Source organism: Nocardia sp. NPDC006044 (assembly GCF_042871115.1).
Taxonomy (GTDB): domain Bacteria; phylum Actinomycetota; class Actinomycetes; order Mycobacteriales; family Mycobacteriaceae; genus Nocardia.
In genome coordinates this window covers 77,878-103,276 of the sequence record NZ_JBIAID010000003.1, presented here as the reverse complement: position 1 = coordinate 103,276, position 25,399 = coordinate 77,878, and the positions used below count along the sequence as shown (strand labels likewise).

24 protein-coding genes and 1 riboswitch are annotated in these 25,399 nt (G+C 68.4%); of the genes, 16 read left to right on the top strand and 8 right to left on the bottom strand.

Annotated elements, in window-relative coordinates:
- The first annotated feature begins 42 nt into the window (after positions 1-42).
- Positions 43-642, top strand: coding sequence for an MspA family porin (locus ACFYO1_RS25145; RefSeq protein ID WP_387235658.1), 600 nt, complete (start codon positions 43-45; stop codon positions 640-642).
- Between the two features lie 139 nt (positions 643-781).
- The gene (locus ACFYO1_RS25140; RefSeq protein ID WP_387235655.1) at positions 782-1,993 is read left to right on the top strand and encodes a DUF2235 domain-containing protein; all 1,212 of its coding nucleotides are present in this window, start codon (positions 782-784) and stop codon (positions 1,991-1,993) included.
- Here the strand turns inward: ACFYO1_RS25140 and treY are convergent.
- The 3 genes from treY to ACFYO1_RS25125 all read right to left on the bottom strand — a co-directional run bounded on the left by treY (position 1,913) and on the right by ACFYO1_RS25125 (position 7,683).
- Positions 1,913-4,297 carry a malto-oligosyltrehalose synthase gene (gene treY / locus ACFYO1_RS25135; RefSeq protein WP_387238541.1) on the bottom strand — a complete coding sequence of 795 codons (2,385 nt, stop codon included), beginning with the start codon at positions 4,295-4,297 and terminating at the stop codon, positions 1,913-1,915. The genes ACFYO1_RS25140 and treY overlap by 81 nt on opposite strands.
- Positions 4,298-4,356: 59 nt before the next feature.
- On the bottom strand, positions 4,357-6,477 hold the full coding sequence (gene glgX, locus ACFYO1_RS25130) for a glycogen debranching protein GlgX (protein ID WP_387235652.1): 2,121 nt from the start codon (positions 6,475-6,477) through the stop codon (positions 4,357-4,359).
- A 261-nt stretch (positions 6,478-6,738) separates the two neighbouring features.
- On the bottom strand, positions 6,739-7,683 hold the full coding sequence (locus tag ACFYO1_RS25125) for a GNAT family N-acetyltransferase (RefSeq protein WP_387235649.1): 945 nt from the start codon (positions 7,681-7,683) through the stop codon (positions 6,739-6,741).
- A 156-nt stretch (positions 7,684-7,839) separates the two neighbouring features.
- On the opposite strand from ACFYO1_RS25125, the gene ACFYO1_RS25120 reads away from it, so the two are divergent.
- Positions 7,840-9,126: an adenosylmethionine--8-amino-7-oxononanoate transaminase gene (locus ACFYO1_RS25120; protein WP_387235646.1), complete on the top strand. Its 1,287-nt coding sequence runs from the start codon at positions 7,840-7,842 to the stop codon at positions 9,124-9,126.
- Between the two features lies 1 nt (position 9,127).
- On the opposite strand, the gene ACFYO1_RS25115 is transcribed toward ACFYO1_RS25120, so the two are convergent.
- Complete coding sequence (locus tag ACFYO1_RS25115) at positions 9,128-9,397, bottom strand: cupin domain-containing protein (protein ID WP_387235644.1); 270 nt, start codon at positions 9,395-9,397, stop codon at positions 9,128-9,130.
- Between the two features lie 184 nt (positions 9,398-9,581).
- Here ACFYO1_RS25115 and ACFYO1_RS25110 point away from each other — a divergent pair, with 184 nt between their 5' ends.
- The 5 genes from ACFYO1_RS25110 to ACFYO1_RS25090 all read left to right on the top strand — a co-directional run bounded on the left by ACFYO1_RS25110 (position 9,582) and on the right by ACFYO1_RS25090 (position 12,297).
- Entirely contained in the window at positions 9,582-9,773 is a 192-nt protein-coding gene (locus ACFYO1_RS25110; RefSeq protein WP_387235641.1) for a MarR family transcriptional regulator, read from the top strand.
- 60 nt (positions 9,774-9,833) lie between these two features.
- On the top strand, positions 9,834-9,989 hold the full coding sequence (locus ACFYO1_RS25105; protein WP_387235639.1) for a hypothetical protein: 156 nt from the start codon (positions 9,834-9,836) through the stop codon (positions 9,987-9,989).
- 53 nt (positions 9,990-10,042) lie between these two features.
- A complete protein-coding gene (locus tag ACFYO1_RS25100; protein WP_387235636.1) occupies positions 10,043-11,197 on the top strand; it encodes an 8-amino-7-oxononanoate synthase in 1,155 nt (384 codons plus the stop codon).
- A 247-nt stretch (positions 11,198-11,444) separates the two neighbouring features.
- The gene (gene bioD, locus ACFYO1_RS25095; protein WP_387235633.1) at positions 11,445-12,119 is read left to right on the top strand and encodes a dethiobiotin synthase; all 675 of its coding nucleotides are present in this window, start codon (positions 11,445-11,447) and stop codon (positions 12,117-12,119) included.
- Positions 12,040-12,297: an SRPBCC domain-containing protein gene (locus tag ACFYO1_RS25090; protein ID WP_387235628.1), complete on the top strand. Its 258-nt coding sequence runs from the start codon at positions 12,040-12,042 to the stop codon at positions 12,295-12,297. Before bioD ends, ACFYO1_RS25090 begins: the two co-directional genes overlap by 80 nt.
- A gap of 154 nt (positions 12,298-12,451) precedes the next feature.
- Here the strand turns inward: ACFYO1_RS25090 and ACFYO1_RS25085 are convergent, their stop codons facing one another.
- From ACFYO1_RS25085 to ACFYO1_RS25075, 3 genes are all read right to left on the bottom strand, one after another.
- Positions 12,452-13,477: an ABC transporter substrate-binding protein gene (locus ACFYO1_RS25085; RefSeq protein ID WP_387235625.1), complete on the bottom strand. Its 1,026-nt coding sequence runs from the start codon at positions 13,475-13,477 to the stop codon at positions 12,452-12,454.
- 590 nt (positions 13,478-14,067) lie between these two features.
- A complete protein-coding gene (locus tag ACFYO1_RS25080) occupies positions 14,068-14,784 on the bottom strand; it encodes an ABC transporter ATP-binding protein (protein ID WP_387235622.1) in 717 nt (238 codons plus the stop codon).
- Positions 14,785-14,945: 161 nt separating this feature from the next.
- Positions 14,946-15,977 carry a FecCD family ABC transporter permease gene (locus ACFYO1_RS25075; RefSeq protein WP_387235619.1) on the bottom strand — a complete coding sequence of 344 codons (1,032 nt, stop codon included), beginning with the start codon at positions 15,975-15,977 and terminating at the stop codon, positions 14,946-14,948.
- Positions 15,978-16,007: 30 nt separating this feature from the next.
- Positions 16,008-16,144: riboswitch (cobalamin riboswitch) on the bottom strand.
- 62 nt (positions 16,145-16,206) lie between these two features.
- On the opposite strand from ACFYO1_RS25075, the gene ACFYO1_RS25070 reads away from it, so the two are divergent.
- From ACFYO1_RS25070 to ACFYO1_RS25040, 7 genes are all read left to right on the top strand, one after another.
- Positions 16,207-17,376 carry an alpha/beta fold hydrolase gene (locus ACFYO1_RS25070; protein WP_387235616.1) on the top strand — a complete coding sequence of 390 codons (1,170 nt, stop codon included), beginning with the start codon at positions 16,207-16,209 and terminating at the stop codon, positions 17,374-17,376.
- Positions 17,377-17,462: 86 nt separating this feature from the next.
- Positions 17,463-18,557: an ABC transporter substrate-binding protein gene (locus tag ACFYO1_RS25065; protein WP_387235612.1), complete on the top strand. Its 1,095-nt coding sequence runs from the start codon at positions 17,463-17,465 to the stop codon at positions 18,555-18,557.
- The gene (locus tag ACFYO1_RS25060; protein ID WP_387235609.1) at positions 18,557-19,411 is read left to right on the top strand and encodes an ABC transporter permease; all 855 of its coding nucleotides are present in this window, start codon (positions 18,557-18,559) and stop codon (positions 19,409-19,411) included. Before ACFYO1_RS25065 ends, ACFYO1_RS25060 begins: the two co-directional genes overlap by 1 nt.
- Positions 19,387-20,145: an ABC transporter ATP-binding protein gene (locus tag ACFYO1_RS25055; RefSeq protein WP_387235606.1), complete on the top strand. Its 759-nt coding sequence runs from the start codon at positions 19,387-19,389 to the stop codon at positions 20,143-20,145. The genes ACFYO1_RS25060 and ACFYO1_RS25055 overlap by 25 nt, the downstream gene beginning before the upstream one ends.
- Complete coding sequence (locus ACFYO1_RS25050; protein WP_387235603.1) at positions 20,142-21,491, top strand: LLM class flavin-dependent oxidoreductase; 1,350 nt, start codon at positions 20,142-20,144, stop codon at positions 21,489-21,491. Before ACFYO1_RS25055 ends, ACFYO1_RS25050 begins: the two co-directional genes overlap by 4 nt.
- 231 nt (positions 21,492-21,722) lie before the next feature.
- Positions 21,723-21,899: a hypothetical protein gene (locus tag ACFYO1_RS25045; RefSeq protein ID WP_387235600.1), complete on the top strand. Its 177-nt coding sequence runs from the start codon at positions 21,723-21,725 to the stop codon at positions 21,897-21,899.
- A 235-nt stretch (positions 21,900-22,134) separates the two neighbouring features.
- Entirely contained in the window at positions 22,135-23,331 is a 1,197-nt protein-coding gene (locus ACFYO1_RS25040; protein WP_387235598.1) for an MFS transporter, read from the top strand.
- A gap of 216 nt (positions 23,332-23,547) precedes the next feature.
- On the opposite strand, the gene ACFYO1_RS25035 is transcribed toward ACFYO1_RS25040, so the two are convergent.
- Positions 23,548-24,132: a TetR/AcrR family transcriptional regulator C-terminal domain-containing protein gene (locus tag ACFYO1_RS25035; RefSeq protein ID WP_387235595.1), complete on the bottom strand. Its 585-nt coding sequence runs from the start codon at positions 24,130-24,132 to the stop codon at positions 23,548-23,550.
- Positions 24,133-24,361: 229 nt separating this feature from the next.
- Here ACFYO1_RS25035 and bioB point away from each other — a divergent pair, with 229 nt between their 5' ends.
- Entirely contained in the window at positions 24,362-25,375 is a 1,014-nt protein-coding gene (bioB, locus tag ACFYO1_RS25030; protein WP_387235592.1) for a biotin synthase BioB, read from the top strand.
- The last annotated feature ends 24 nt before the right edge of the window (positions 25,376-25,399 follow it).

Genomic DNA, 25,399 nt, shown 5'->3' with positions numbered 1-25,399 from the left:
ATATAGCGATCGGCTACTAAGGTCTGGGCTATGGGGTCGAATGTGAAAAGGGCTGTCCAGGCATTGGCGGGTGTCGCCGTGACCTGCGCGTCCGTTGCTGCCCTCGCGCCGACGGCGACCGCCGAGGTGATCAGCATGCCCCCGCACGAGAAGTCCTTCGTCCCGCCGGGGGAGGGTGGGAAGAAGTTCACCATCGGCAGCCGGGAGGAGTACATCTACCGGATCCCGCCGTTGAACATCATGGGGACCACCCGGGAGGCGCTGGTCAGTTCCATCGGCTACGGCCAGGTCGAGGGGGCCTCGGCGGGCAAGCTCCGGATCGGATACCACGTCGGCTGTGCGGTCACGATCGGCGCGGGCACCCTCGGCGCGACGCCCGACCTGGTTATCGGTCAGCAGCCCAGCGTCAACCCGAACCCGGTCGCCACCCTGAATCTTGCGCCGGGCGAGGTCGGCGAAGTGGCAATCGCGGAAAAGGACATGATCCCCGGCAAGCTGATCCAGCTCAGCTTCCGCGATTTCCATATCAAGGTGAATTCGTGCACCGGCCCGGTTACGCTCCGGCAATACGCGTACGTCGATTACAAATCCCCCGAGGTCGACGATTCCGGGGCCGTCTTCGGCGAGCCCACCTGGCTCTGAGCGGCCGAGATCCGCCGGGCTGAAACGCCCTACCTGATTGAAACAGGCGTAGTTCATTAACGCCGTTCACCGCGCGCTCGATGATTCGAGTAGTCGAGTACGCGGGTTTCATCAGGAATCCGGCGGGAGGATTTGGTCCATGAAACGCCTGGTCGTATGTTGTGACGGCACGTGGAAAGCGGAGTCGAGCACCACGGTCTCCAATATCATCAAAATCGCGCAGACCATCCGCTACGACGCGGCCGGTCCGCTGGGCGAGACGATCCCGCAGTGGGTCACCTACGTATCGGGCCCCGGCGCCCGCGGCTTCCTGTCCGATCGGCTGATGGGCGGCGCGTTCGGGCTCGGCCTGGAGGCGAACCTGTCCTCCGCGTACTGGCACCTGGCGCTGAATTGGCAGCCGGGCGACGAGATCTACATCTTCGGGTTCAGCCGCGGCGCGTTCACCGCGCGCAGCCTGGCCGGCCTGATCGACCGTATCGGGATCCTGACGCCCGAGGCCATGATCAACGGCAAGTACCCGGAGGCGCTGAAGATCCACCAGCAGGTGGCGCCCAAGAACGGGACGACTCCGCAGGAGTGGGTGGACTTCCGCAAGAACAACTGCCACCGGAACGCGCCGATCATCAACTTCCTCGGTGTGTTCGACACCGTCGGCGCGCTCGGCGTGCCGGGACTGACCTCGCTGCGCTACAAGTTCCACGACGTCAAGCTCGCTCCGAGCGTGCACTGCGCGCGGCAGGCGCTGGCCATCGACGAGCGGCGGCGCAACTTCGAGCCGTGCCTCTGGGAGGTGCCGGTCGAGCCGAATGTGAAGTACCGCAGGGGATTCCAGCGGGTCAAGCAGGTGTGGTTCGAGGGTGTGCACAGCGACATCGGCGGCGGCTACGCCGAATGCGGGCTCTCCGACATCACGCTGCGCTGGATGGTGCGCGAGGCGGAATCGGTCGGGCTCGCCTTCGACCGGGAGCGGCTCGAGGAGCTGTCCAAGACCTGCCGGGCCGTGGACCAGGATCGGCACATGCGGCCGCATCCGTCGCTCGGCCTCGGCTACCGGATCCTGAATGTGGTACGCACCCTGCGGCATCCGCGCAGTCCGCGGTTCTACCTCGACTCCTGGCGGCGCCTGGCCAACGGGCACGAGCAGGGCATCCGGCTGGCCTCGGTGGTCAACGAGAACGGCGAGTACTGCCCGCCGAACCTGCGCCGCTGGCGCGCCCGGTTCGGCGGGATGTTCCCGGAGGAGCTGCTGGAGAAGGTCAGCCCGGTCTCAACGCACCAGCAGTGCGACGGGCAGCCGGCCGAAGAGCTTCTCCAGCCGAGCCCGGCCCTGGAAGGTGTGGCCGGTTAACCGGTCCGTCCAGGTCCCCTGAGGCAGGTCGAGAGTCGTATCGCCCCAGCCTGTTTCGGCGAGGTCGACGCTGTGCCTGGTGGCCGCGACGATCACCTCGGGGGCCGCGCCCACGCGGCCCCTGGCATAGGACACCAGCCTGCTCGCCTGCTCGCCGATGGCGAACAGCGGCAGGTAGGTGCCGCCGACGAAGCAGTCGGGGCGTTCCCGGCGTAACCACAGCGCGTACGCGACGATCCACATCTTCGCCGCCCCGGTGGTGTCCAGTGCCGGTGTGCCGGTGAGGGATTGCAGCATGCCGGTGCGGACCGCGAAGTCCACCGGACGCCGGTTGTCCGGGTCGACGAGCGAGTCCTCCCACAGCTCGCAGCCCTGATAGATGTCCGGGATGCCGGGGCCGCAGAGCTGGAGCAGCTTCTGCGACAACGCATCCGACCACGCGTGCGGCGCCAGCTCGTGCACCAGGTCGCCGAGTTCGGAGCCGACCGGGCCGTCGATCACCGCGTCGATCCAGGTGTGCACCGCGGTCTCGAACTCGGCGTCGGGCTCCTCCCACGAGGATTTGGTGCCCGCCTCGCGCATCGACTTCTCCGCGAACTGGTGCAGCCGCTCGCGCAGGCCGGGCACCGAGGCGGCCGGACGGCCGTCGGCGGGCCAGACGCCGAACATGTTCTGCAACAAGAACAGTGTGGTCGCGCCGTCCGGACCCGGGGTCGACTCCTCCCACGACTCGACGCTCTGCGCCCAGGTGTCGGCGGCCTGGGAGAGCACGCCGATGCGGGCGCGCACGTCCTCGCCGCGCTTGGTGTCGTGCGTGGACAGCGTGGTCATGGTGGCCGGCCAGCGCTGCGCGCGTTCGCTGTTGGACAGGTGGAACTCGTTGAGCGAGTGGGCGAACCGGGCCGGATTCCCGCCGACCTCTTGCAGCGAGACCAGCCGGGCGGCCTGGTAGAACATGGTGTCCTCCACCGCCTTCGCGGTGACCGCGCCGCAGACCTGGCTGAACCGCACCGCCGCCTCGCCGTCCGTGGCGAGGGCGGCGACCAGCACCGCCAGCGGCGCGGTGAGTTCGCTGTTGCGCTTCTCCACCTCGGCGATGACCGCGGCGACCATGCCGGCCAGCGGCGCGTAGTCGGCCCGGTACACCGGCATGAACGCGAGCACCTCGATGGTGGCGTTGGTCATCGCCATGGTGTCGAAACTCTCGGCCCCGGCGTCCCGCTTGATCGCCGCGACGAGACGCCGGACCTCCGGCGCCAGAATGCTTTCCGCGACGGCACGCTTGATCCGGTGTTCGGTCTCGCCGATCCAGGACCGGTCGCTGCCGTGCCCGGCGATCTGCTTGGACAGCTCGGTCAGCGCCTGTTCGCCGTCCGGGTCGATGAGCACGCCGCCGAGATCGGCGAGGGCGTCGTAGCCGGTGGTGCCGTCGACCGGCAGGGTCGAGTCCAGGGGCTCCCGGTTGGCCAGGATCTTCTCCACCAGCAGCAGCCGGTTCGGGCCGATCAGCCTGCGCACCCGCGCGAGATAGGCGGCGGGATAGGACAATCCGTCCGGATGGTCGATGCGGACGCCGTCGATCAGGTCGTGCTCGCACCAGGCGGCGAGCTCGCGATGGGTAGCCTCGAAGACCTCTTTGTCCTCCTGGCGGACCGCGGCGAGGCTGCTCACGGCGAAGAACCGGCGGTAGGTGCACACACCCGCCTTCCAGCTCACCAGGCGGTAGTGCTGCTTGTCGTGGATGCGCAGCGCGTTGTCGCCGTCGGTGCCCTGGGCGATGGGGAAGCGCAGATCGTGCAGGGCCAGCATCGGTTCGGAGCCGGACCGGTCGACCGTCAGTGCGGCCGGGTCGTTCTCGCTCTGCAACACCGGCAGGGCCAGGCGACCGCCCGCGCCGTTGGCCGAGCTCCAGTCGATGTCGAAGTAGTGCGCGTACGCGGACTCCCGGCCGTTGCGCAGCACATCCCACCACCACTTGTTCTGCCGCGGATCGGCCACGCCGACATGGTTGGGCACCAGGTCGACGATCAAACCCATGCCGCGGCTGCGCACTTCGTCGGACAGCGCCTTCAGCCCGGCCGGTCCGCCGAGCGCGGCCGACACCGTGGTGGGGTCGGTGACGTCGTATCCGTGCGTCGAACCGTGTGCCGCGGTGAGGATCGGCGACAGGTAGAGGTGCGAAATGCCCAGCTGCTGTAGGTATTCCGCGATGGTTCGCGCATCGCTGAAGGTGAGTGTGTCCGGTCGCAGCTGGAGCCGGTAGGTGCTGCGGACCGTGGTCGGCCGGGCCGGGATGCGGCGCATCGAGAGCGGATCGGTCACGTAGGTCTCGGTGGGTTCCGGTGTGGGCATGGGCGTTCCGGTCATCCGGCGTGCCGCAGGACCAGCAGGCAACGGGATTCGATCGGCAGGGTGGCCGCTGCGGGGTAGCACGCCTCGGCCAGCCCGGTCGGTGTCGAGCAGTCCAGCGCGACCTCCCACTGCGTTCCGTAGTCGGAGTCGGGCAGGGTGAAGTCCATGGCCTCGTCGTGCGCGTTGAAGCACAGCAGGAACGAGTCGTCGGTGATCCGCTGACCGCGCGGGTCCGGTTCGTGGATGCCCTTGCCGTTCAGGAAGACCGTGAGCGACTTGCCGAACCCGCTGTCCCAGTCCGCGGTGGTCATCTCCGCGCCCTCCGGGGTGAGCCAGGCGATGTCGCGTGCGCGGTCCTTCGAGCGCACCGGCCTGCCGTCGAGGAAGCGGCGGCGCCGGAAGACGGGGTGTTCGGTGCGCAACGCGATCACGTTGCGGGTGAATTCGAGCAGGTCCGAATTCTTCTGCATCAGTGACCAATCCATCCAGGCCAGCGGGGAATCCTGGCAGTAGACGTTGTTGTTGCCGTGCTGGGTGCGGCCCATCTCGTCGCCGTGTGCGAGCATCGGCACGCCCTGGCTGAGCACCAGCGTGGCCAGCAGGTTGCGGCTCTGCCTGGCCCGCAGCGCGAGGATGTGCGGATCGTCGGTGTCGCCCTCGACCCCGCAGTTCCAGGACCGGTTCCAGCTCTCGCCGTCGCGGTTGTCCTCGCCGTTGGCCTCGTTGTGTTTCTCGTTGTAGGACACCAGATCCCGCAGGGTGAACCCGTCGTGCGCGGTGATGAAGTTGATGCTCGCGCTGGGCCTGCGGCCGGTGGCCTCGTACAGATCCGAGGAGCCGGTGAGCCGGGAAGCGAACTCGCCCAGCGTGGCCGGCTCGCCGCGCCAGTAGTCGCGCACCGTGTCGCGGTACTTGCCGTTCCACTCGGTCCACAGGCCGGGGAAATTGCCGACCTGGTATCCGCCCTCGCCGACGTCCCACGGTTCCGCGATCAGCTTGACCTGGCTGACCACCGGATCCTGTTGCACCAGATCGAAGAACGTGGACAGCCGGTCGACGTCGTGCAGCTCGCGGGCCAGCGTGGCGGCCAGGTCGAAGCGGAAGCCGTCGACGTGCATGTCCAGCACCCAGTAGCGCAGCGAGTCCATGATCAGCTGCAAGGTGTGCGGGTGCCGCACGTTCAGGCTGTTGCCGGTGCCGGTGTAATCCATGTAGTGCGAGGGGTCTTCGTCGAGCACACGGTAGTAGGCGGCGTTGTCGATGCCGCGGAAGCCGATGGTCGGCCCGAGATGGTTGCCCTCGGCGGTGTGGTTGTAGACCACGTCGAGGATCACCTCGATGTCCTCGGCGTGCAACGCGCGCACCATCGCCTTGAACTCGGTCACCGCCGAGTCGGCGCGTTTGATCGCGGCGTACTCGTTGTGCGGGGCGAGGTAACCGAAGCTGTTGTAGCCCCAGTAGTTTCGCAGGCCCTGATCGAGCAGCACGCTGTCGTGCAGGAACTGGTGCACCGGCATCAGCTCGATCGCGGTGACGCCCAAGCCTTTCAGGTGTTCGATGATCGCCGGGTGCGCGATGCCGGAATAGGTGCCGCGCAACTCTTCCGGGACGTCGGGGTGGGTGGCGGTCATGCCCTTGACGTGCGCCTCGTAGATCACCGTCTCGTGGTACGGGCGGTTCGGCGCGCGGTCGGTGCCCCAGTCGAAGTAGGGGTTGATCACCACGCCGGCCATGGTGTGGCCGAGCGAGTCCAAGCCGTGGGTGTATAGCGACGGGTCGTTGTCGAATTCGCCGTCGAACGCCTTGCCGTACGGGTCGAGCAGCAGTTTGCTCGGGTCGCAACGTAATCCGTGGTCCGGGTCGTAGGGACCGTGCACCCGGAAGCCGTAGCGCTGACCGGGTCCGACCGCGGGCAGGTAGGCATGCCACACGTACCCGTCGACCTCGTCCAGCGGTACCCGTGATTCGTTGCCGTCCCGGTCGATGAGGCACAACTCGACGGCGTCGGCAACCTCGGAGAACACCGAAAAGTTGGTGCCCGCCCCGTCGTAAGTCGCGCCGAGCGGGTAAGCGGTGCCGGGCCACACGCCGAGTGGTGTCGCGTCACCGGACGCTGCGTCGGGCTGAGCCATAGGAACGACATTAGCGGCAGCGGCCCATTACTCGGAGCGGGTGGTTGCGACCGAGTGGGTCAGCGAGGCTTGGTCAGGTGTCCAGGCAGCGCTTCGGATAGCCCGGCGGGACGGCCGGGCGGGCCGATCCGCCCAGTACGGCGCGTTGTGGACGAGCGGGGGGACCGGCCGGGTAGCCGTCCTGGTAATCGCACAGCAATGCCGGTGCGCGGGGAACCCGGACCGGGCGGTCTTGCCCGTCGGTTTGCGGTCGGACGTTGGCTATTCGGGCCGCACGAGTGAGCGGCGCCACGTCTGGCCGATCAAGTCGGCGCCCCAGCTGTGGTGCGGGCTCTCCTCGGCCAGTTCGAAACCGGCGCGCTGGTAGATGTGCCGCGCCGAGGTGAGGACGTCGTTGGTCCACAGCACCATCTCCCGATAGCCCGCGGCGGTGGCGAAGCGCAGGCACTCCTCGACCAGTGCGGCGCCGATGCCGAGGCCGCGCGCGGTGGGCTCGACCAGCAGCAGGCGCAGGCGGGCGGTGGTGTCGTTCTCGGCCACGCAGAAGACGCTGCCCACCGGTTCGCCGCCGGATTCGGCGATCCAGGCGCGCTCGCGCTTGTCGTCGTGGGACGCGAGGTAGTCGGCGACGATACGCACGATCAGCTCCTCATACGTTCCGTCCCAACCGTATTCGTCGGTGTAGAGCCGGGCGTGCCGTTCGATGACCCAGCCGTAGTCGCCTGCCTTCGGCTCCCTGAGCAGAAAGGGCGGCGCCGCCACCGCGTTGGCCGGGTGGTCCAGGATCTGCTGGATGGTCTGCATGGCGGTGACCAGGCGGCTGCGCACCGCCGGCGGCTTGGCGTTGAGCAGGTAGCCGATCTCGGCGTCGGAGCGTTGGTCGAGGACCGCGGCGATCTCCTTGCCGCGGACGGTGAGTCGCACCTCCTGCCGGCGACCGTCGCTGCTCGACCGGTTGCGCTGGACCAGGCCCGCGTGCTCGAAGCTGGCCAGGATGCGGCTCAGGTATCCGGCGTCGAGATCCAGTGTCTGGCGCAGGGTTACCACCTCGACGGTCCCGGAGTTGGCCAGTTCGAACAGGATTCGCGCCTCGGTCAGCGAATACTCGCTGTCCAGCAGGCCTTCGCGGAGCACGCCGATGACCCGGGTGTAGCGGCGGTTGAATTCCCGGACTGCGGCGATATCCGTAGCGGCGACGGTGGTCACGACGGCTCCATTCGTGCGGTGATCGTTGACTCAGTCAAAGAATAGCTCGGAACGCGTGCTGGCCGGCGGAAATTGGCGGGGAGATCTTTCGCGCGCAGCTCCGGTGGTAACTTGAACGGCGTTCAAGCCCGTCGTTGTTCGACCGCGAGGATTCCTGTGGCACTGACCCTTGACGAGATCGCCGCCATCGATGCGAAGCATGTCTGGCATCCCTATGGCGGATTTCCCGCGACGACCGAGCCGCTGGTCGTCGCCGAGGCCTCGGGCACGCGGCTGACGCTCGCCGACGGGCGCGAGGTCATCGACGGCATGAGTTCGTGGTGGGCCGCGATTCACGGCTATCGCCACCCGGTCCTGGACGCGGCGCTGGTGGCGCAGTCGCAGCGGATGAGCCACGTGATGTTCGGCGGGCTCACCCATGAACCCGCCGCGCGGTTGGCCGAACTGCTGGTCGAGCTGACTCCGGGCGGTCTGGACAAGGTGTTCCTGTGCGACTCCGGTTCGGTGTCGGTCGAGGTCGCGGTGAAGATGTGCCTGCAATATTGGCGCGCGCTCGGCCGGCCGGGAAAGCGGCGGCTGCTGACCTGGCGCGGTGGATATCACGGCGATACGTTCACGCCGATGAGCGTGTGTGATCCGACCGGCGGCATGCATTCGCTGTGGACCGATGTGCTGGTCGATCAGGTGTTCGCGCCGATGCCGCCGCGGGACTATCGCGCCGGGTACGTGGCCGAGCTGGAGCGCATGATCGGCGCCCATGCCGACGAACTCGCCGCGGTCATCGTGGAACCCGTCGTGCAGGGTGCGGGCGGGATGCGCTGGCACCACCCGCGGTACCTGACCGATCTGCGCAGGCTGTGCGACGAGCACGGGGTGCTGCTCGTCTTCGACGAGATCGCGACCGGATTCGGCCGCACCGGAACGTTTTTCGCGGCCGATCAGGTCGGGACCGCCCCGGATGTGATGTGTGTCGGCAAGGCGCTGACCGGTGGTTACCTCACCCTGGCCGCGACGTTGTGCACCGCGTCGATCGCCGAGACGATCAGCGCGGGGCACGGCGGTTTGATGCACGGGCCGACCTTCATGGGTAACCCGCTGGCCTGCGCGGTCGCCGTGGCCTCGCTCGAACTGCTGACGGCGGGGGATTGGCGGGGCGACGTGGCGCGCATCGAGTCCGGGCTCGAAGCGGGGCTGGCGCCGTTGCGTGGGCTGCCCGGCGTGGCCGAGGTGCGGGTGCTCGGCGCGATCGGCGTGATCGAACTCGACCGTCCGGTGGACATGCGCACCGCGACCGATGCCGCCGTCGGCGCCGGGGTGTGGTTGCGGCCGTTCCGGAATCTCGTCTACACCATGCCGCCGTTCATCAGCACCACCGAGGATGTCGCGGCGATCGCCGCCGGGATGCGCGCCGCGGTCGCCGCGCAGTCTCCCATTGCGGTGTAGCTCAGGCGATCCAGGGCGGCACGACCAGGGTGTCGCTGCCCGGCATGCCCGTCTTGGAGCCGGCCTGTGCCGCGACGATCGCGGTGAAGCCCTCGTCGGTTCGCGCCTGGCGCAACATGTTTGCCGGGAGAATGACCGTATCGCCCTCGGCGGCAGTGAGTTTCGTGCCGTCGAGGTCGATGTTCGCGCGGCCGGCGACGATGGTCCAGATCTGTTCGGTATCGATGAAAGCACTGGGCCCTCCTTGTCGGCCGGCACCTCGACCCGCCACAGCGCGAGCGCACTGCCGCCTTGCGTGGGGGAGGCGAGGGTGGTCATGAGGGACTGCCCCGAGTTCGGTTGACCGATGGGGGTTTCGGTGTGGCGGGTTTCGGTGTGTTGGACGACGGTCATGCCCGGTCACTCCGCCGCCGCTGCTGCTGCTGCCGCTCGGATTTCGTGTCGCCATCGACGAGGTGCACGCCGAGTTGGTCGAGCAGGGGCACGCCGAGTTGTGGCCGATGCACGGGTTCGTGTTCCAGGCTGTCGGGCGGGTCGGTAGACCGTACGGGTGCACCGCCGCCGACCTCGGCCGCGCTCTCGGGATCTCGAAACAGGCCGCAGGCAAGCGCATCGAGGCGCTCGAGCGGCTGGGGTATCTGCGGTAAGGGCGCGATCCGGGCGACGCGCGGCGCAAGGTCTACACATAGACCGATCGGGCCCTCGACATGCTGAATCGGTCCGCCGAGATCTTCGACCGGATTCATGCGCGCTGGGCGCGTCAGCTCGGCGCGGATCGGCTGGCGCAACTCGAGCGGGATCTGCGCACGGTGACGCCGGGTGAAGTGCTCCGTTTCGATACGCCGAACTGGTTCGGCGGGTGAGTTCGGTGCCGGGCCTGTGCACCTTGAACGGTGTTCAAGTATGCTCCGGAGCTGTGACTACCGATCCATTGAGTTGGCTGGACGAGCGTGCGTCGGCGCGGGTGGCCGCCGGTCTGCGCCGGGAACTCCGCCCCCGGGCGGCGCGGTCGCCGTCGATCGACCTCGCGTCCAACGACTATCTCGGGCTGGTCCGGCATCCCGAGGTGATCGATGGCGCGATCGAGGCGGTGCGCCGGTGGGGCGCCGGGGCGACCGGGTCCCGGCTCGTCACCGGAACCACCGCCGAGCATGCGCGGTTGGAGACCGAGCTCGCCGAATTCGTCGGTGCCGAAGCGGGTCTCGTGTTCGCCTCCGGGTATGCCGCGAACCTCGGTGTGGTCACGGCGTTGGCCGGGCGTGGGGCGCTGGTGGTCTCCGATGCGGGCAGTCACGCGTCACTTGTGGACGCGTGCAGGCTTTCCCGGGCTCGCGTGGAGGTCGCCGCGCACGGTGATGTCGACGCGGTCGACCGGCTGCTCGCCGCGCGGACCGAGGAGCGGGCGGTGGTGCTCACCGATTCGGTGTTCAGCGCCGACGGTGATCTCGCGCCGCTCGTCGAGCTGCACCGGGTGGTCCGGGCGCGCGGTGCGGTGCTGATCGTGGACGAGGCGCATGGGCTCGGGGTGCGGGGAGATGGCGGACGCGGATTGGTACACGAGGTCGGCCTGGCCGGGGAGCCTGATCTGGTGATCACCGCGACGTTGTCCAAATCCCTTGCCGCACAGGGCGGTGTGGTGCTGTCCGGCGAGCGGGTGCGCGCGCATCTGATCGATTCCGCGCGGACCTTCATCTTCGATACCGGGCTCGCGCCCGCTGCGGTCGGTGCTGCGCGAGCGGCGTTGCGGGTGCTGCGTCGCGAACCGGAGTTGGCCGGTCGGGTGCTGGCACGTGCCGCCGATATCGCGCGGATTGCCGCTGTGCCCGTGCCGGATTCGGCGGTGGTGTCCGTGGTGCTGGGCAAGGCGCAGGTGGCCTACGACGCGGCGCAGGCATGCCGGGCGCATGGTCTCGATGTCGGTTGCTTCCGTCCGCCGTCGGTGCCGGAGGGCACGTCCCGGCTCCGACTGACGGCGCGCGCCAACCTGACTCCGGGCGAACTCGACACCATCGCAACGGTTCTCGGTCAGGTGCTGGCGGAGGCTCGTGGGTTGAATGCGGTGCGCGCGTGAGTTGCGGCGGTGGCTCGGCGCGCCGGCGGCATGGGTATCGAGCGGGACCGGGCTCGGCCGATACTGTGCCGGGAGCGTGTGGAATGCGCAGTGCGGCTACGTCCCACGGATGTGCTGCGCGTAGGGATATGGACCGTGGAGTGGCGCCTGGTGCAAGGGCGACCTGCCCGGTGCGCACGGTTGGGGTGCGGGTGATCATCGATGACGTGGCGATCGTGGGCGATCGCAGGATGCAAGAGGTGGCGGTATGAGCGTTCTGTTGGTGACCGGAACATCCACGGAGGTCGGTAAGACCGTGGTTACGGCGGCTGTCGCCGCGCTGGCCCTGGCCGAGGGCAGGTCGGTGGCGGTGTGCAAACCGGGCCAAACCGGTGTCTCCCTGACCGAACCCGGCGATCTCGCCGAGATCGAGCGCCTCAGCGGCGTCACCCGCACCGTCGAGCTCGCCCGCTTCCCCGAACCGCTGGCCCCCGACACCGCAGCCCGGCGCGCGGGACTGCCCGAGCTGACGTTGGCCGAAACCCTGTCCGGGATAGCCGAACTCGCCGACGCGGACCTCACCCTGGTGGAGGGCGCGGGCGGCCTGCTGGTCCGGCTCGGCGACTTCACCCTCCTCGACCTCGCCCAAAAACTCGACGCCCCTGTACTTCTGGTGACCGCCGCCGGCCTCGGCACCCTGAACCACACCGAACTGACCACCCGCGCACTGCAATCAGCGCGGGTACGGTGCGCGGGCCTGGTGATCGGCTCCTGGCCCGCCGACCCCGACCTGGCCGCCGAATGCAACCGCGTCGACCTCCCCCGCGTCACCGGAGTAGACCTCGTCGGCGCCGTCCCCGCAGGTGCCGGCGCTTGGAACCGTGACCGCTTCACCGCGACCGCGCCCAACTGGTTCACGCCGACCTGGTCACCGTTCAGCTGACTGCACGGCCGGACCGCGTCCGCAGACCATCACCTACACGCTCATCGAGGCAGACGGCGGCACCGATGTCGATGCGGTGCACGAGAATCTGCCCGCCGGGGTCGCGCCCGAAGACAACGACCTCGGCTGGCGCATCTCGCTCAGCAAGCTCGCCGCCCTCGCGGAAAGCGGGTCCTGATGTCGCTGTCGAGCGTGGACTCTGCCCGTCGTGCGAACTCACTGACACGAGTTCGGAGACGCGTACCCTCTGTGTCGGGGTGACGTTTCGCTCGACTCGCATCAGACAGCGCGAAGTTGTTGCGCTGCTGACGATTCGGCTCGCGGCAGGTCGGTCAGCGGATGGTGTCGTCGGCCTTGGGCTGGATTGCCGAGGCGGGTACCAGGTTCCAGCGTTCTAGTTGCTTGCGGATCTGCTCGGCGGCGTCGATGTTGAGCGGGCCGCTGGTCCACATGGCGTAGGGGAGGTTGAGGAAGCGGCCCTCGGTGACGGCGCGGAGTTGGTTGATGCCGGGCTTGGCGCGCAGCGCGTCGACCTTCTGGGCGAAGGTCTGTGGCGGGTAGTCGACGAACATGATGGCGTCGGGGTCGGCGGCGGCGAGGCGCTCCCAGGAGACCCTGGTCCAGGTGTCGGGGACGTCGCTGAGCGCGTTGCGTCCCCCCGCGGCGTCCAGGATCGCCTGCGGCGCACCGAAACTGCCGCTGGACATGAGCGAGTCGGTGGCGCTGTCGAACAGGAAGATGGTCGGCTTACGCTCGGCCTGCGGTGCGCCTGCCAGCGCCGCGAGCCGCCGATCCAGATCGGCGGTGACCTCGGTGGCGCGGTCGGACCGGCCGGTGATGGCGCCGAGGTTGGTCAGGTCGTCGCGCAGCGCCGTCCACGGTTCGACGATCCCGCGCGGACGTTCACCATTGTGCTGGCGGCAGCTCTCGGTGAGCGTGTACGCGGCAATCCCCGCCTTGCTCAACGAATCCGGCGTCAGGTTCTTCGCCTCGTCATACCCGTAGCTCCACCCCGCGACCATCACATCGGGCCCCTGCGCCAGCACGGTCTCGCGCGAAGGATATTCCGGCGCAACCGATTTCAACTGATCGACCACTGGACCGTAATGCCTGCGCAACGTATCCGCGTCCCGCTGCACACTGGACACCGCGACCACCTGATCCTGCGCCCCGAGCGCCAGCGCCATCGAGATCAAGTTCCCGTCATTGACGAACAACCGCTTGGCCGGCGCCGGAAACCGCACGTCCACATCACAATTCCGAACAGTGATATCCCCTCCGGCCGCCTTCTCCGCACTACACCCGGCCACCGCCGCAGCCAGCGCAACCGCCACCAACACTCGCACAGTGTGCTTCATTCATTCGCCTCTCGAGAAAACCGACAAGTTCAGTACTGATCCGCAACAGGACACCGGCGCACCAAGCGAGTCCTACTCACTGACATCCCTCTGCCCCCACCCATCGCAAATGAGACCGCCGAATCGCGACTGCGGCCACCGTGAGGTCCCGTTTGCGAGCTGGGTGCGTGCCGGTTGGGACGTGGGTGCGTCGAATCGTGGTTGTGGCCGCTGTGGGGTCCCATTCGCGGGTGCGTGCGCGCAGGGCGGGACGGGGCGCCGGATTGCGAGTGGGCCGCTGTGTGGTCCCGTATTCGAGCGGAGTGCGCGCCGGTCGGGACATGGGTGCGCCGAATCGCGAGTGTGGCCGCTGTGAGGTCCCGTTTGTGAGCTGGGTGTGCGCCGGTTGGGACGTGGGTGCGCCGAATCGCGAGTGCGGCCGCTGTGGGGTCCCATTCGCGGGTGCGTGCGCGCAGGGTGGGACGGGGCGCCGGATGGCGTGCGGGCCGCTGTGCGGACCTGTATGCGAGTGGAGTGCGTTCGACGAGACTTGGCCGGGGTGGATTGGGAGGAAAGTTTGGGGTGAGGTGGGGAGCCGGCCGTGGTGGGAGTCATGGCGTGAGTTCGCGGGGAGTGATCAGCAGGTGCGGGTCGCCGGTTTCCGGGTGGGGGACGCGCAGCGCGCGGACGCCGAAGACCTCGTCGACCACCGTGGGGGCCAGTGCGTCGGCGGGTGGGGCGAGCGGGTGCGCGGTGCCGTTGTGTAGCACCAGGATTCGATCGCAGTAGCGGTCGGCCAACGCCAGATCGTGCAGTGCCATCACGACGGTGCGGTTCAGCGTGCGGGTCAAGGCGAGGAGTTCGAGGCGATGGGTGATGTCCAGGTGGTTGGTGGGTTCGTCCAGGAGCAGGATGGGGGTGTTCTGGACGAGGGCGCGGGCGAGCAGGACGCGTTGGCGTTCGCCGCCGGAGAGGCGGTGGACCGGGCGGTCGGCGAAGCCGGTCAGGTCGACGGCGGCCAAGGCATCCTGGATGACCTGTTGTTCGCGCGGGGAACCCGCGCCCCACGGCGGCAGGTATGGCGTGCGGCCCAGTGCGACGACCTCGCCCGCACGCAGGTCGGCGGGCGGGCGTTCGTCCTGTGCCACCATGGCGACGGTGCGTGCTCGACGGCGCGACGATATCTGGTGCAGGACTTGCCCGTCCGCGATCACTTCGCCGCGCACGGGTCGCCGCACTCCGGCCAGCGTCTGTAGCAACGTGGTTTTTCCGGTGCCGTTCGGGCCGACGATCCCGATCGTCTCGCCGGCCTGGATCGCGAAGGTCATATCGGTGATTACGGTCCGCCGACCGGCAGCGCACGCGAGCCCGCGCGCCTCCAATGTCCCGGCAGCACTTCGCGCTTCGACTGCCGCACCATTGCCGCGAGTCTCGCCGTGTGCCGTGTCCGACGTGCGATCGAGTGGTGCTCGATGATCGTTGCGAAGGTTCATGCTTCACCGAACCGATAGCGCCGACGCCCCATCAGGATCAGGAAGGCCGGCGCGCCGATCAACCCGGTCAGCACGCCGACCGGGATCTCGGTGGGGCGAACCAAGATTCGGGTAGCGGCGTCGGCGACGACGAGGAACAGCGCTCCGCACAGCGCGCAGGCGGGCAGCAGGGTGCGGTGGCGCGGCCCGACGAGCAGGCGGGCGGCATGCGGGACGACCAGACCGACGAAGCCGATACCCCCGGAGACCGCGACGAGCACCCCGACCAGCACCGCGAGCAGCAGGAACAATCCGATACGCAGTTGCTTGACCGGAACACCCAGTGACGCAGCGGTATCCGCGCCGACGGTCAACGCGTCCAGCCAGCCGTTCGCGGCGAGCAGCGCGACCCCGGCGATCACGACCACGCTGAGCGGCAACGCGATTCGCGTCCAGTCCGCCCCGGCGAGACTGCCGAGCAACCAGAACAGCACCGACTGGGCCGCGCCCGGATCGGGACGCCGGAAAATGAGATAGCTGCTCAACGCCGCGAACGCGGATCCGAGCACCGTCCCGGTGAGCACCAACCGCAACGGCGTCAACCCACCCTGCGCCACCGCGATGAGGAACACCAGGCCCGCCGCGACGAACGCCCCGATCAACGCCCCGCCGGACAGCGCCCACACCCCGGCGCCGGCGAACAACCCGGACGTAATGACCGCGGCCGCCCCTACCCCCGCCCCCGAAGACACCCCGAGCAGATAGGGATCGGCCAGCGGGTTCCGCACCAGCGTCTGCATCGCCGCCCCGGCCAGCGCCAGCCCCGCCCCGACGATCGCCGCGAGCACCGTGCGCGGCACCCGCAACTGCCACACGATGGTGTCGAGCCCGAAATCGGTAGGCGCCTGCCCGGTGACGCGCTGCCGAAGCACCTCCAGCACCGAGGAAACCGGCAGCGTCTCCGCCCCGAATCCGGTGGCAAGCACCATCGCGCCGATCAATAGCACCCCGAGCAGGGGAAAGATGAGCGCCGAACGCACACGGCTCATCAGTAGTGCTCCACAGGCAAGTCGCGGCCTCTCCAGAGTTGTCCTGGCAGGGGAGGTCTGACTCTCGCCGGTGAGGGCGATCACAGTGGCGCGACCGTTCCGGGATTGCACCGGATTCTCGCACCCGCCAGGGATGACGGACGAACTCTACCGGTCGGTCGGGTTAACCCTGTCGCCAGGGTTGTGCGCGCAATGGCGACCATCCACACCCTTACGTACGGTGGGGAAGATGTCGCCGTTCGATGACCGGCACCCGTCCACTGTCACGGACTGGGACGACGCGCGACGCAAAGCCCGGCTACGGGACACCAGCCTGTGGCACGAGTGGAAGACGTTGCGCCGGACCAGGTCGGCAGTGCTGCGGGTGGTCGTATTGCTTGCTGCCATACTCGTCGTCTTCGCCCAGTACCTGACCTTCGATGTCGAACCCGAGCAAGCGCGCCTGGCGCGCACCGACCCCGCGATCCTGCCCGTCGCCGCCCCTGCCGATCCCAAGAATTGGGACACCGTGGTGGTGGACATGGTCGGCCTCGGCGGCTTGGACGCCAGCTCGACCGCCGCCGCGCTGCCCTCGCTGCGCGGGATGGGCGTGGTGTGGGCGATCCGCTACGACAACGAAGGTATCGACACCAAGGTGATCGCCGACCTGATCGTGCGCGCCGCGGAGCTGTCCGGCCTGAAGAACGTGGTGCTGGTCGGGCACAGCATGGGCGGGGTGATCGCGCTGGAGGTCGCCAAACACATCCACCTGGACAGCGACCGCCGCTTGGTCGGCGTGATCCTGGACTGCACGCCGGTGGACCTGAACGCGGTCCGGCCGGAAAGCCGCGGCGCGGGTGAGGACATGGTGCGCTGGATGCGCTGGCTGCCCGGTGCGCGCGAGAGCCGGCTGCTGCGGCTCGCGGTGGAAACCTATGCGCGCCGGGATCGTTTCCTCTCCCACGGCGGCGGTGGGATACCGCCCGGCATCCGCTTCGCCGAGTTCGGTGAAGTTCTCCAGGAGGTGTTGCGGGAGAAGATCTTCTCCCGCAACGCGGCGAGCAACGGCCTGATCGAGGCGCAGTTCACCGCGATCGTGGCCGGCGGCGCGACGGGCGATCTGCGCGCGCTGGCCGCCCCGGCGGACGGAAAGCCGCGCCCCGCTATCGTTTTCATCCGGCCGCGCGATCCGGACCGGGATCGGGTGGTCGATGTCGAGTACTCGCATCGGGTGCTGATCGAGGAGTCCGGCGGTGTGGATGGCACGCTGTCGGTGGTGCTCGCGCGAAACACCGGGCACGCCAACCCGATGCAGCGGCCGATCGAATACAACACCTTCATCGATCAGCAGATCCTGCCGTTCATCCAGCGCTATCAGGCGCAGGTGCGGGAGACGGCGGTCGCGGCCGCGCCGCGCTGATACCGCACCGGGCACCGTGCCGAGCAGTTCGAACCAGGCTGAGACAAACGGTGTTCGGGCCGGTTTTGTCTTGTTTGAATCCGTCTATGTACCGACCACGCACGTTTCTGTTCGGCCGCCCTGGCCGCACCACCGCCGCATTGCTCGCCGTGGCAGCCGTTGCGACCCTCGGACTCACCGGCTGCGCGAACAGCGACAAGCCGGCCGGTCCCGTCGCGGCGGATACGCCACTGCCCGTTGAAGTTCCAGCTGGAACCACATTGGTCCTCGCGGACCAGTCCGAGCGCCTGCAACAGGTGCTCCGAATCTCCGGCGAGCTGGACAAGCTCCCGTTCAAGGCCGAGTTCGCCAATTTCGTCGGCGGCCCGGCCATTCTCGAGGCCTTCCGCGCCGAAGCCGCCGACGTGGCGTGGGTGGGCGACGTCCCGCCGATCCACGCGCTGATCGCCGGGCAGGACGTGCCGATCGTCGCGGCCTACCAGACCAGTCCCGCCGCGCTGAAACTCGCTGTCGCGCCGGGCAAATCGGTGAGCACGCTCGCGGATCTGAAGGGCAAGAAGATCGCCTACGCCGAGGGCACCGCCCAGCAGGCTGCGGTGCTGCGCGCGCTGGACAAGGCCGGGCTGAAAACCGGTGACGTGCAATTGGTCCGGTTGCAGCTGGCCGAGTTCCTCGATGCCGTGCGCACCGCGCAGGTCGATGTCGCCCCGCTGATCGAGCCGAATGTCACCCGGTTGCTGCGGACGCCGGGGGCCTCGCTGATCCCGGATTCACAGACCGAGGGCATCTACGGCGGACTCGGCTACCTGTACGCGCGCCGCGCGGTGACGCAGGATCCGGCCAAGGCGGCCGCGACCCGGGCGCTGGCCGCCGCCTTCGTGCGCGCAAACCAGTGGGTCAACACCCATCAGGACGAGTGGGCGCGCAAGTACTACGTGGACAACCAGAAGGTCAGCCCCGAGGACGCCAAGCGCATCGTCGACTCGCTCGGCCTGTTCACCTTCCCGCACCTGGACCAGCAGCTCGTCGCCCGCCAGCAGGCCACCATCGACGCCATCGACAAGGCCGGTGAGCTGCCGAAGAAGGTGCAGGCGGCCAAGGGCTTCGACCTGCGCTACGACGCCGCGATCACCGAGGCGGTCACCCAGAGCGGCGCCGCGTTCGCACCGAAGGAGCGCTGATGGCTACGGTGGATGCCGGGGTATGGCACCGGTTCGGCAGCCGCACCGCCCCGGCGCTGGCCAAGCGCCGGCCGGCCCGGCAGCGGCTCGGGCCGGGACGCCCGATTCCGTTCGGCGCCGCCGTCGGGCCGACGCTGCTGGTCCTCGCTTGGGTGATCGGATCCGCCTCCGGCACTGTGGATCCGGAGACCTTGCCCGCGCCGTGGACGGTCGCCTCGACCGCCGGTGAACTGATCTCCGACGGCAGGCTGCAATCGAACCTGCTCACCTCGGTGCAGCGGGCCGGCGTCGGGCTGGCCATCGGCGTGCTCGTCGGTTTGGTGCTCGCGCTCGTCGCCGGGCTCAGCCGGATTGGGGAAGCGTTGGTGGACGGGCCGATTCAGATCAAACGCGCGATTCCGACGCTCGCGCTGATCCCCCTGTTCATCGTGTGGTTCGGGATCGGCGAGGAGATGAAGCTGCTCGTCATCACGACGAGCGTGGCCATCCCGATCTATCTGAACACCCACGCTTACCTGCGCAGTGTCGACTCCAGGTATGTGGAACTCGCGCAGACCGTCGGTCTTTCGCGCTGGGGCTTCATCCGCCGGATCGCGCTGCCCGGCTCGCTGCCGGGCTTCTTCACCGGACTCCGCCTCGCGGTCACCATCGCCTGGCTGGCCCTGGTGGTGGTGGAACAGGTCAACGCGACCAGCGGCATCGGCTACCTGATGACGCAGGCCCGCACCTACGGGCAGATCGACGTGATCGTGGTCGGGCTCGTGATCTACGGGCTGCTCGGACTTTTCGGTGATCTCGCCGTGCGCGCGGTGGAAAGGAAGGCGCTGTCATGGCGACAGACATTGGGCGACTGAACGTCGTCCGGACGCGCGATCTGCGTCGCGGGTTCGGCGAGCGAGTCGTGTTGCAGGACATAGATCTCGACATCGCGCGCGGGGAATTCGTTGCCCTGCTCGGCCGCAGCGGCTCGGGTAAGAGCACGTTGCTGCGGGCGCTGGCGGAACTGGACTACGACGTGCCCGGGTCGGGTGAACTGACCGTGCCCGCCGAACGTGCCGTGGTGTTCCAGGATTCGCGGCTGCTGCCGTGGATCCGGGTGCTCGACAACGTGATCCTGGGCCTGAAGGGGAGCGGTGCCGCCGAGCGTGGTCGTGCCGCGCTGGCCGAGGTAGGCCTGGCCGGGCGGGAAAAGGCTTGGCCCAGGCAGCTTTCCGGGGGCGAGCAGCAGCGGGTCGCCTTGGCGCGTTCGCTGGTGCGGGAGCCGGAGCTGTTGCTGGCCGACGAGCCGTTCGGCGCGCTCGACGCGCTCACCCGGATCAAGATGCACGCGCTGCTGCAGGACCTGTGCGCCAAGCACCGGCCCGCCGTCCTGCTGGTCACCCACGACGTCGACGAGGCGGTGCTGCTCGCCGACCGCGTCCTCGTGCTCGACGAGGGACGCATCGCCGTCGACCAGCTCATCGATCTGGAACGTCCACGCAGGCACAGTGATCCGGGCTTTATCCGGCATCGGTCCCTGTTGCTCGCCAGCCTCGGCGTCGGTTCCACCGACCAGGCGGGCCATGAAGAAGAGAAGCAAGCCTCATGAGTACTCCGCGTCAGCTCAGCCTCAACGCGTTCATCTACCCGTCCGGTCATCACGAGGCGGCCTGGCGGCATCCCGAAAGTCAGCCGGAGCGCATCTACGACGTCGACTATTACCAGCAGATCGGCCGCACCGCCGAGGCCGCGAAACTCGACGCGGTGTTCTTCGCCGACGGGCCCGCGCTGCGCACCAATGTCAAGCACAACGCGGGGTCCGGACTGGAGCCGATCACGCTGCTGACCGCCATCGCCACGGCGACAACGCGTCTCGGGCTCATCGCGACCGCCTCGACCACCTACTACGAGCCATACAACCTGGCTCGGTTGTTCTCCACGCTGGATCACATCTCGCGGGGACGGGCCGGCTGGAACATCGTCACCACCGGAACCGATTTGGCCGCTGCCAACTTCGGCCTGGACAAGCATCCGGACCACGCCGAACGCTACGCGCGGGCACGGGAATTCGTGGACGCCGTGGTCGCGCTGTGGGACAGCTGGGAGGACGACGCGATCCTGCTGGACCAGGAGAGCGGGGTATACGCCGACCCCGAGAAGATCCATCCGATCGACTTCGTCGGCGAACATCTCAGGGTGCGTGGGCCTTTCAACGCGCCCCGCACGCCCCAGGGATACCCGGTGCTCGTGCAGGCGGGTGCGTCGAACGAAGGTCGCTCGTTCGCGGGCAAGTACGCCGAGGCGATCTTCACCGCGCATCAGCGGCTCGAGGACGCGCAGAAGTTCTATGCCGACATCAAAGCGCAGGCGCGGGGCTTCGGACGCGACCCGGAGCACGTCAAGATCCTGCCCGGGATCAGTCCGTTCATCGGCGATACCGAGGCGGCGGCCAAGCGGCTGGAGCGCGAGTTCAACGAGCTCACCGTGCCGGAATACGGTCTGACCCAACTGGAGAACATCGTCGGCAAGAGTTTGCGGCAGCTGCCGCTCGACGAGGCGGTTCCGGTCGATCTGTTCGACGACGCGGGCGATGTCACCGACAACGCCCGCAGCCGGTTGCAGGTCGTCGCGGGCATCGTGCAGCGGGAGCGGCCGACGGTGCGCGGGTTGCTGCACAAGCTGGCCGGTGCGCGCGGACACCGCGTGTTCGCCGGAACACCCGAGCAGGTCGCCGACACGATCGAGGAGTGGTTCCGCAACGGCGCCGCCGACGGTTTCAACGTGATGCCGCCGTATTACCCTGGCGGACTGGAAGTTTTCGCCGAGACCGTCGTCCCGATCCTGCAAGAGCGCGGCCTGTTCCGCACCGAATACACCAGCACAACCCTGCGTGACCACTTCGGCCTCCCGCGCCCGGCGGGCCGCACCGCGCGCCACCCGGCCTTGGCCCAGTGAGCCGGGGAGGGAATCGAAACCGACTGTCCCGCAGAATCACCGCCTGTTCCGTACTGATTACGCCCCCGCCATGCTGGGCCATCACCTCGCTTTGCCGCGCCTGGCGAGCAGAAGCAGACGTCACCGGGTACTGGCGCGTTGAGGCGGTGGTAGACCGAAAATGGCTGTCCAGCCGACGCACAGACTGTTCCGCACCGCTACACCAGGATCATGCTGAGCGATCGTTTTTGGGTGTCTCGTTCGGCGATCGAGATTCGTTGCCATCCGGCCTTGGCCTGGCGAGCCACGGAGACCGTCTCACGCGGCTACCAGCTGTTCGCTACTGCTCACGTCGGTGCCATGCTCGGCGATTACTTCGCCTTGCCCGGCCTGGCGAGCGGATCCGCGCGACACCTGGCCTCGGCGTAGTGGGGCGGTGGGAGACCGAAAGTGGCTGTCCCGCCGGAACGCGGACTGTTCCGCTCCACGTACACCTGGATCATGCGGAGCGACCGCTGTTGTGTGTCTCATTCGGTGGTCTGGTTCGGTCGCCATCCGTCCTTGGCCGGACGGGGAGCTGCGGCGTCGGAAGTGGGCGTCCCGCAGTAGGTCTCTGCTCGATGGCGGCGAGCTCCGGGATGGTTCATCGTTCGGCTGCTGCGCGGTGAGCGCGGAAGTCGTTACCCGGCAGTCGGTTCGGCTGCGGTCGCTGACCTGGACCGTGTTCGTGCCGATGGCGTTGTACGGCACCGGAGCCGGCGCGGCGTCGCCGATGTATGCGTTGCGGGCGCTGGATCTCGGGGCCTCGATCGGGCTGGCCGGATTGCTGGTCGCGCTGAGCGGGCTCGGCATGGTGGTGGCGGATCTGCCCGCGGGGCGGATCGTGGCCCGGATCGGTGAGCGGGGTGCGATCGCGGTCGGCTCGGTGCTTGGCGTAATCGGGGTGCTGTGTGCGGTTGCCGCGCCGAATGTTTGGTTGCTGGCGGTAGGTCTGCTGCTCAACGGTGCGGCTGCCGCGGTGTGGGGGCTGGCTCGTCAGTCCTACATCGTGGCGGTCGTGCCCGCGGCGGAGCGCGGCCGGGCGATGTCCACCCTTGCGGGCGCGCATCGGCTCGGGTACTTCTGCGGGCCCTTCCTGGGTGCCGCGCTGGTGCACGGCATGGGGCCGAGTGGCGCGTTGTGGTTGCAGCTGGTCACCACGGTGCTCTCCGGCGCCGCGATGGTCGCCATCCCCGCGCCGGAAGGTACGGATGCTGGCAGGAGCGGACATACCTTGCGCTCGGTGGTCGTCGAAAACAGAGCGGTGCTCGGCACTTTGGGTTCTGCGGCGTTGCTGATGGGCGCCGTCCGCGCGGCCCGGGTCTCGGTGCTCCCGCTGTGGGCGGCGCACATCGGGCTGAGCGCGTCGACCACGAGCCTGGTGTTCGGCATCGCGGGCGCGGTGGATGTGCTGATGTCCTATCCGGCGGGCCTCTGGTTGGACCGGCGCGGCAGCCGAGCCACCGGTATCCCGGCAATGCTGTTGTTCGCCATCGGATTCGGCGCGCTGCCGTTCACGTCATCGGTACTCGGCATGGGTGTGGTCGCCGTGCTACTCGGCCTCGCCAACGGCGTGAGCAACGGCCTGATCATGACCGTCGGCGCCGACGTGGCCCCCGACGGCCGCCGCGCCGAATTCCTCGGCGCCTGGCGCTTGACCCACGACATCGGCATGTTCGCCGGCCCGATCCTCGCCGGGGCCGTCAGCGCCATTGCCCTCCTGAGCATTTCGTCGCTAGCCCTCGCCGCCGCCGCAGCCGCCGGCGCGCTCGCCATCTACCGCTGGTTCCCCCGCCGAAACCCCCACCCCGAAGAAACCTGAACAGCCGCACACCTTCTGATTTCCCGCACCGGAAATCGCATGCAATTCCAGGTGCGGGAAATCAGAAACCGTGTGGGAAATCAGAAAGTGTGCGGCTCGTCGGGAGGTGTGCGGTGCGTCAGAAACCGTGCGGTGCGTCAGAAATTGTGCGGTGCGTCAGGAGGCGTGCGCGGGTCACGTACGTGGGCTGCAGCACGAGGTGCGTGGCGGTGTTGTTCAGCGGACTCGGGTGCCCAGGAGCTGGCGGACGCCGGCGATGAAGAGTTGCAGGCCGAAGTCGAAACGGGCGGTGGGGTCGGGGGATTCGTCGAGGGGGGTTTCGTCGGCGGGGAGGGCGCCGGCGGAGTCCATCTGCATCCTGGACTGTTCGTCGACGGTCTGGCCGAGGACGTAGTACAGCAGCGTGAACGAGGTCAGGTCGGCTTCGGGCCGGGGCATGCCTGCGCGGATCGCGGCGCTGGACATGCGCTCCCGGCCCTTGCTGGTGGTGAGCCTGGACGCGTAGGTGGCGGAAACCAGTTCGGCGCCGTCGCGGTAGGCGAGCAGGCAGTCGCGCAGGCGGTGCGCCAATTCGCTGAGCTGGCCGGACCATTCGGTGGCGGCGATCGGATCGTCCATGGGCAGCAGGATCTTGTCCGCGACCGCGCCGAGCAGGGCCTGCTTGTTGGGGAAGTGCCAGTAGAGCGCGCCGGGTTGCACCTGGAGTGAGCCGGCCAGCCTGCGCATGGTGAGGTCGGCGAGGCCGTACTGGTCGAGGATCGCGATGGCGCCGTCGACCACGTCCGCTCTGTGCAGTTGCACCCGAATTCCTTCCCGTCCGAGGGTGGCGCTGGTGGCCGCCTTCGTGGTTACGCAGGCTACCGGTTCGGGCGCTGCCGCTCGCACGCCGCGGTGTTCGCCGCACGCCCGGATGAGCCGTTGTGCGGCTGTGCACCCGGCTCCCAGTGTTTTGACTCACTGTCGTGTCTACCCTAGCCTGAACACCGTTCAAGTTGCCCGGCCACCTCGGCCGACCGAAGGGATTCGTGCAGTGACCCAGGCTTCCGTCGACACCTCCATTCTGTCCGTCGCCCGCGAGCAAGTCCTCGACCGCGGCGAAGGGCTCACCCAGGACCAGACCCTCGAGGTCCTCCGCCTGGGCGACGAGCACCTCGAAGAACTGCTGGCCTTGGCGCACGACGTGCGGATGAAGTGGTGCGGCCCCGAGGTCGAGGTCGAGGGCATCATCAGCCTCAAGACCGGCGGCTGCCCGGAGGACTGCCACTTCTGCTCGCAGTCGGGCCTGTTCCAGTCGCCGGTGCGCGCGGCCTGGCTCGACATTCCCAGCCTGGTCGAGGCCGCCAAGCAGACCGCGAAGACCGGCGCCACCGAGTTCTGCATCGTCGCCGCGGTGCGCGGCCCGGACGAGCGGCTGATGGCGCAGGTCGCGGCCGGCGTCGAGGCGATCCGCAACGAGGTCGACATCCAGGTCGCCTGCTCGCTCGGCATGCTCACCCAGGACCAGGTCGATCAGCTCGCCGCCATGGGCGTGCACCGCTACAACCACAACCTGGAGACCTCTCGCTCGCACTTCCCGAACGTGGTCACCACGCACACCTGGGAAGAGCGCTGGGACACGCTGCGCATGGTCCGCGCGGCGGGCATGGAGGTGTGCTGCGGCGGCATCCTCGGCATGGGCGAAAGCCTGGAGCAGCGTGCGGAATTCGCGGCGAACCTGGCCGAACTCGAGCCCGACGAGGTACCGCTGAACTTCCTCAACCCGCGTCCGGGCACCCCGTTCGGCGACCTCGAGGTGCTGCCCGCGGCCGACGCGCTGCGTGCGGTCGCCGCGTTCCGGCTCGCGTTGCCGCGCACCATCCTTCGCTTCGCCGGCGGTCGCGAGATCACCCTCGGCGACCTCGGCGCCAAGCAGGGCATCCTCGGCGGCATCAACGCCGTCATCGTCGGCAACTACCTGACCACGCTCGGCCGGCCCGCCGAGGCTGATCTCGATCTGCTCGGCGAGTTGAAGATGCCGATCAAGGCGCTCAACGAAACGTTGTGACCGGACCCATGAGTAAGGTCATGG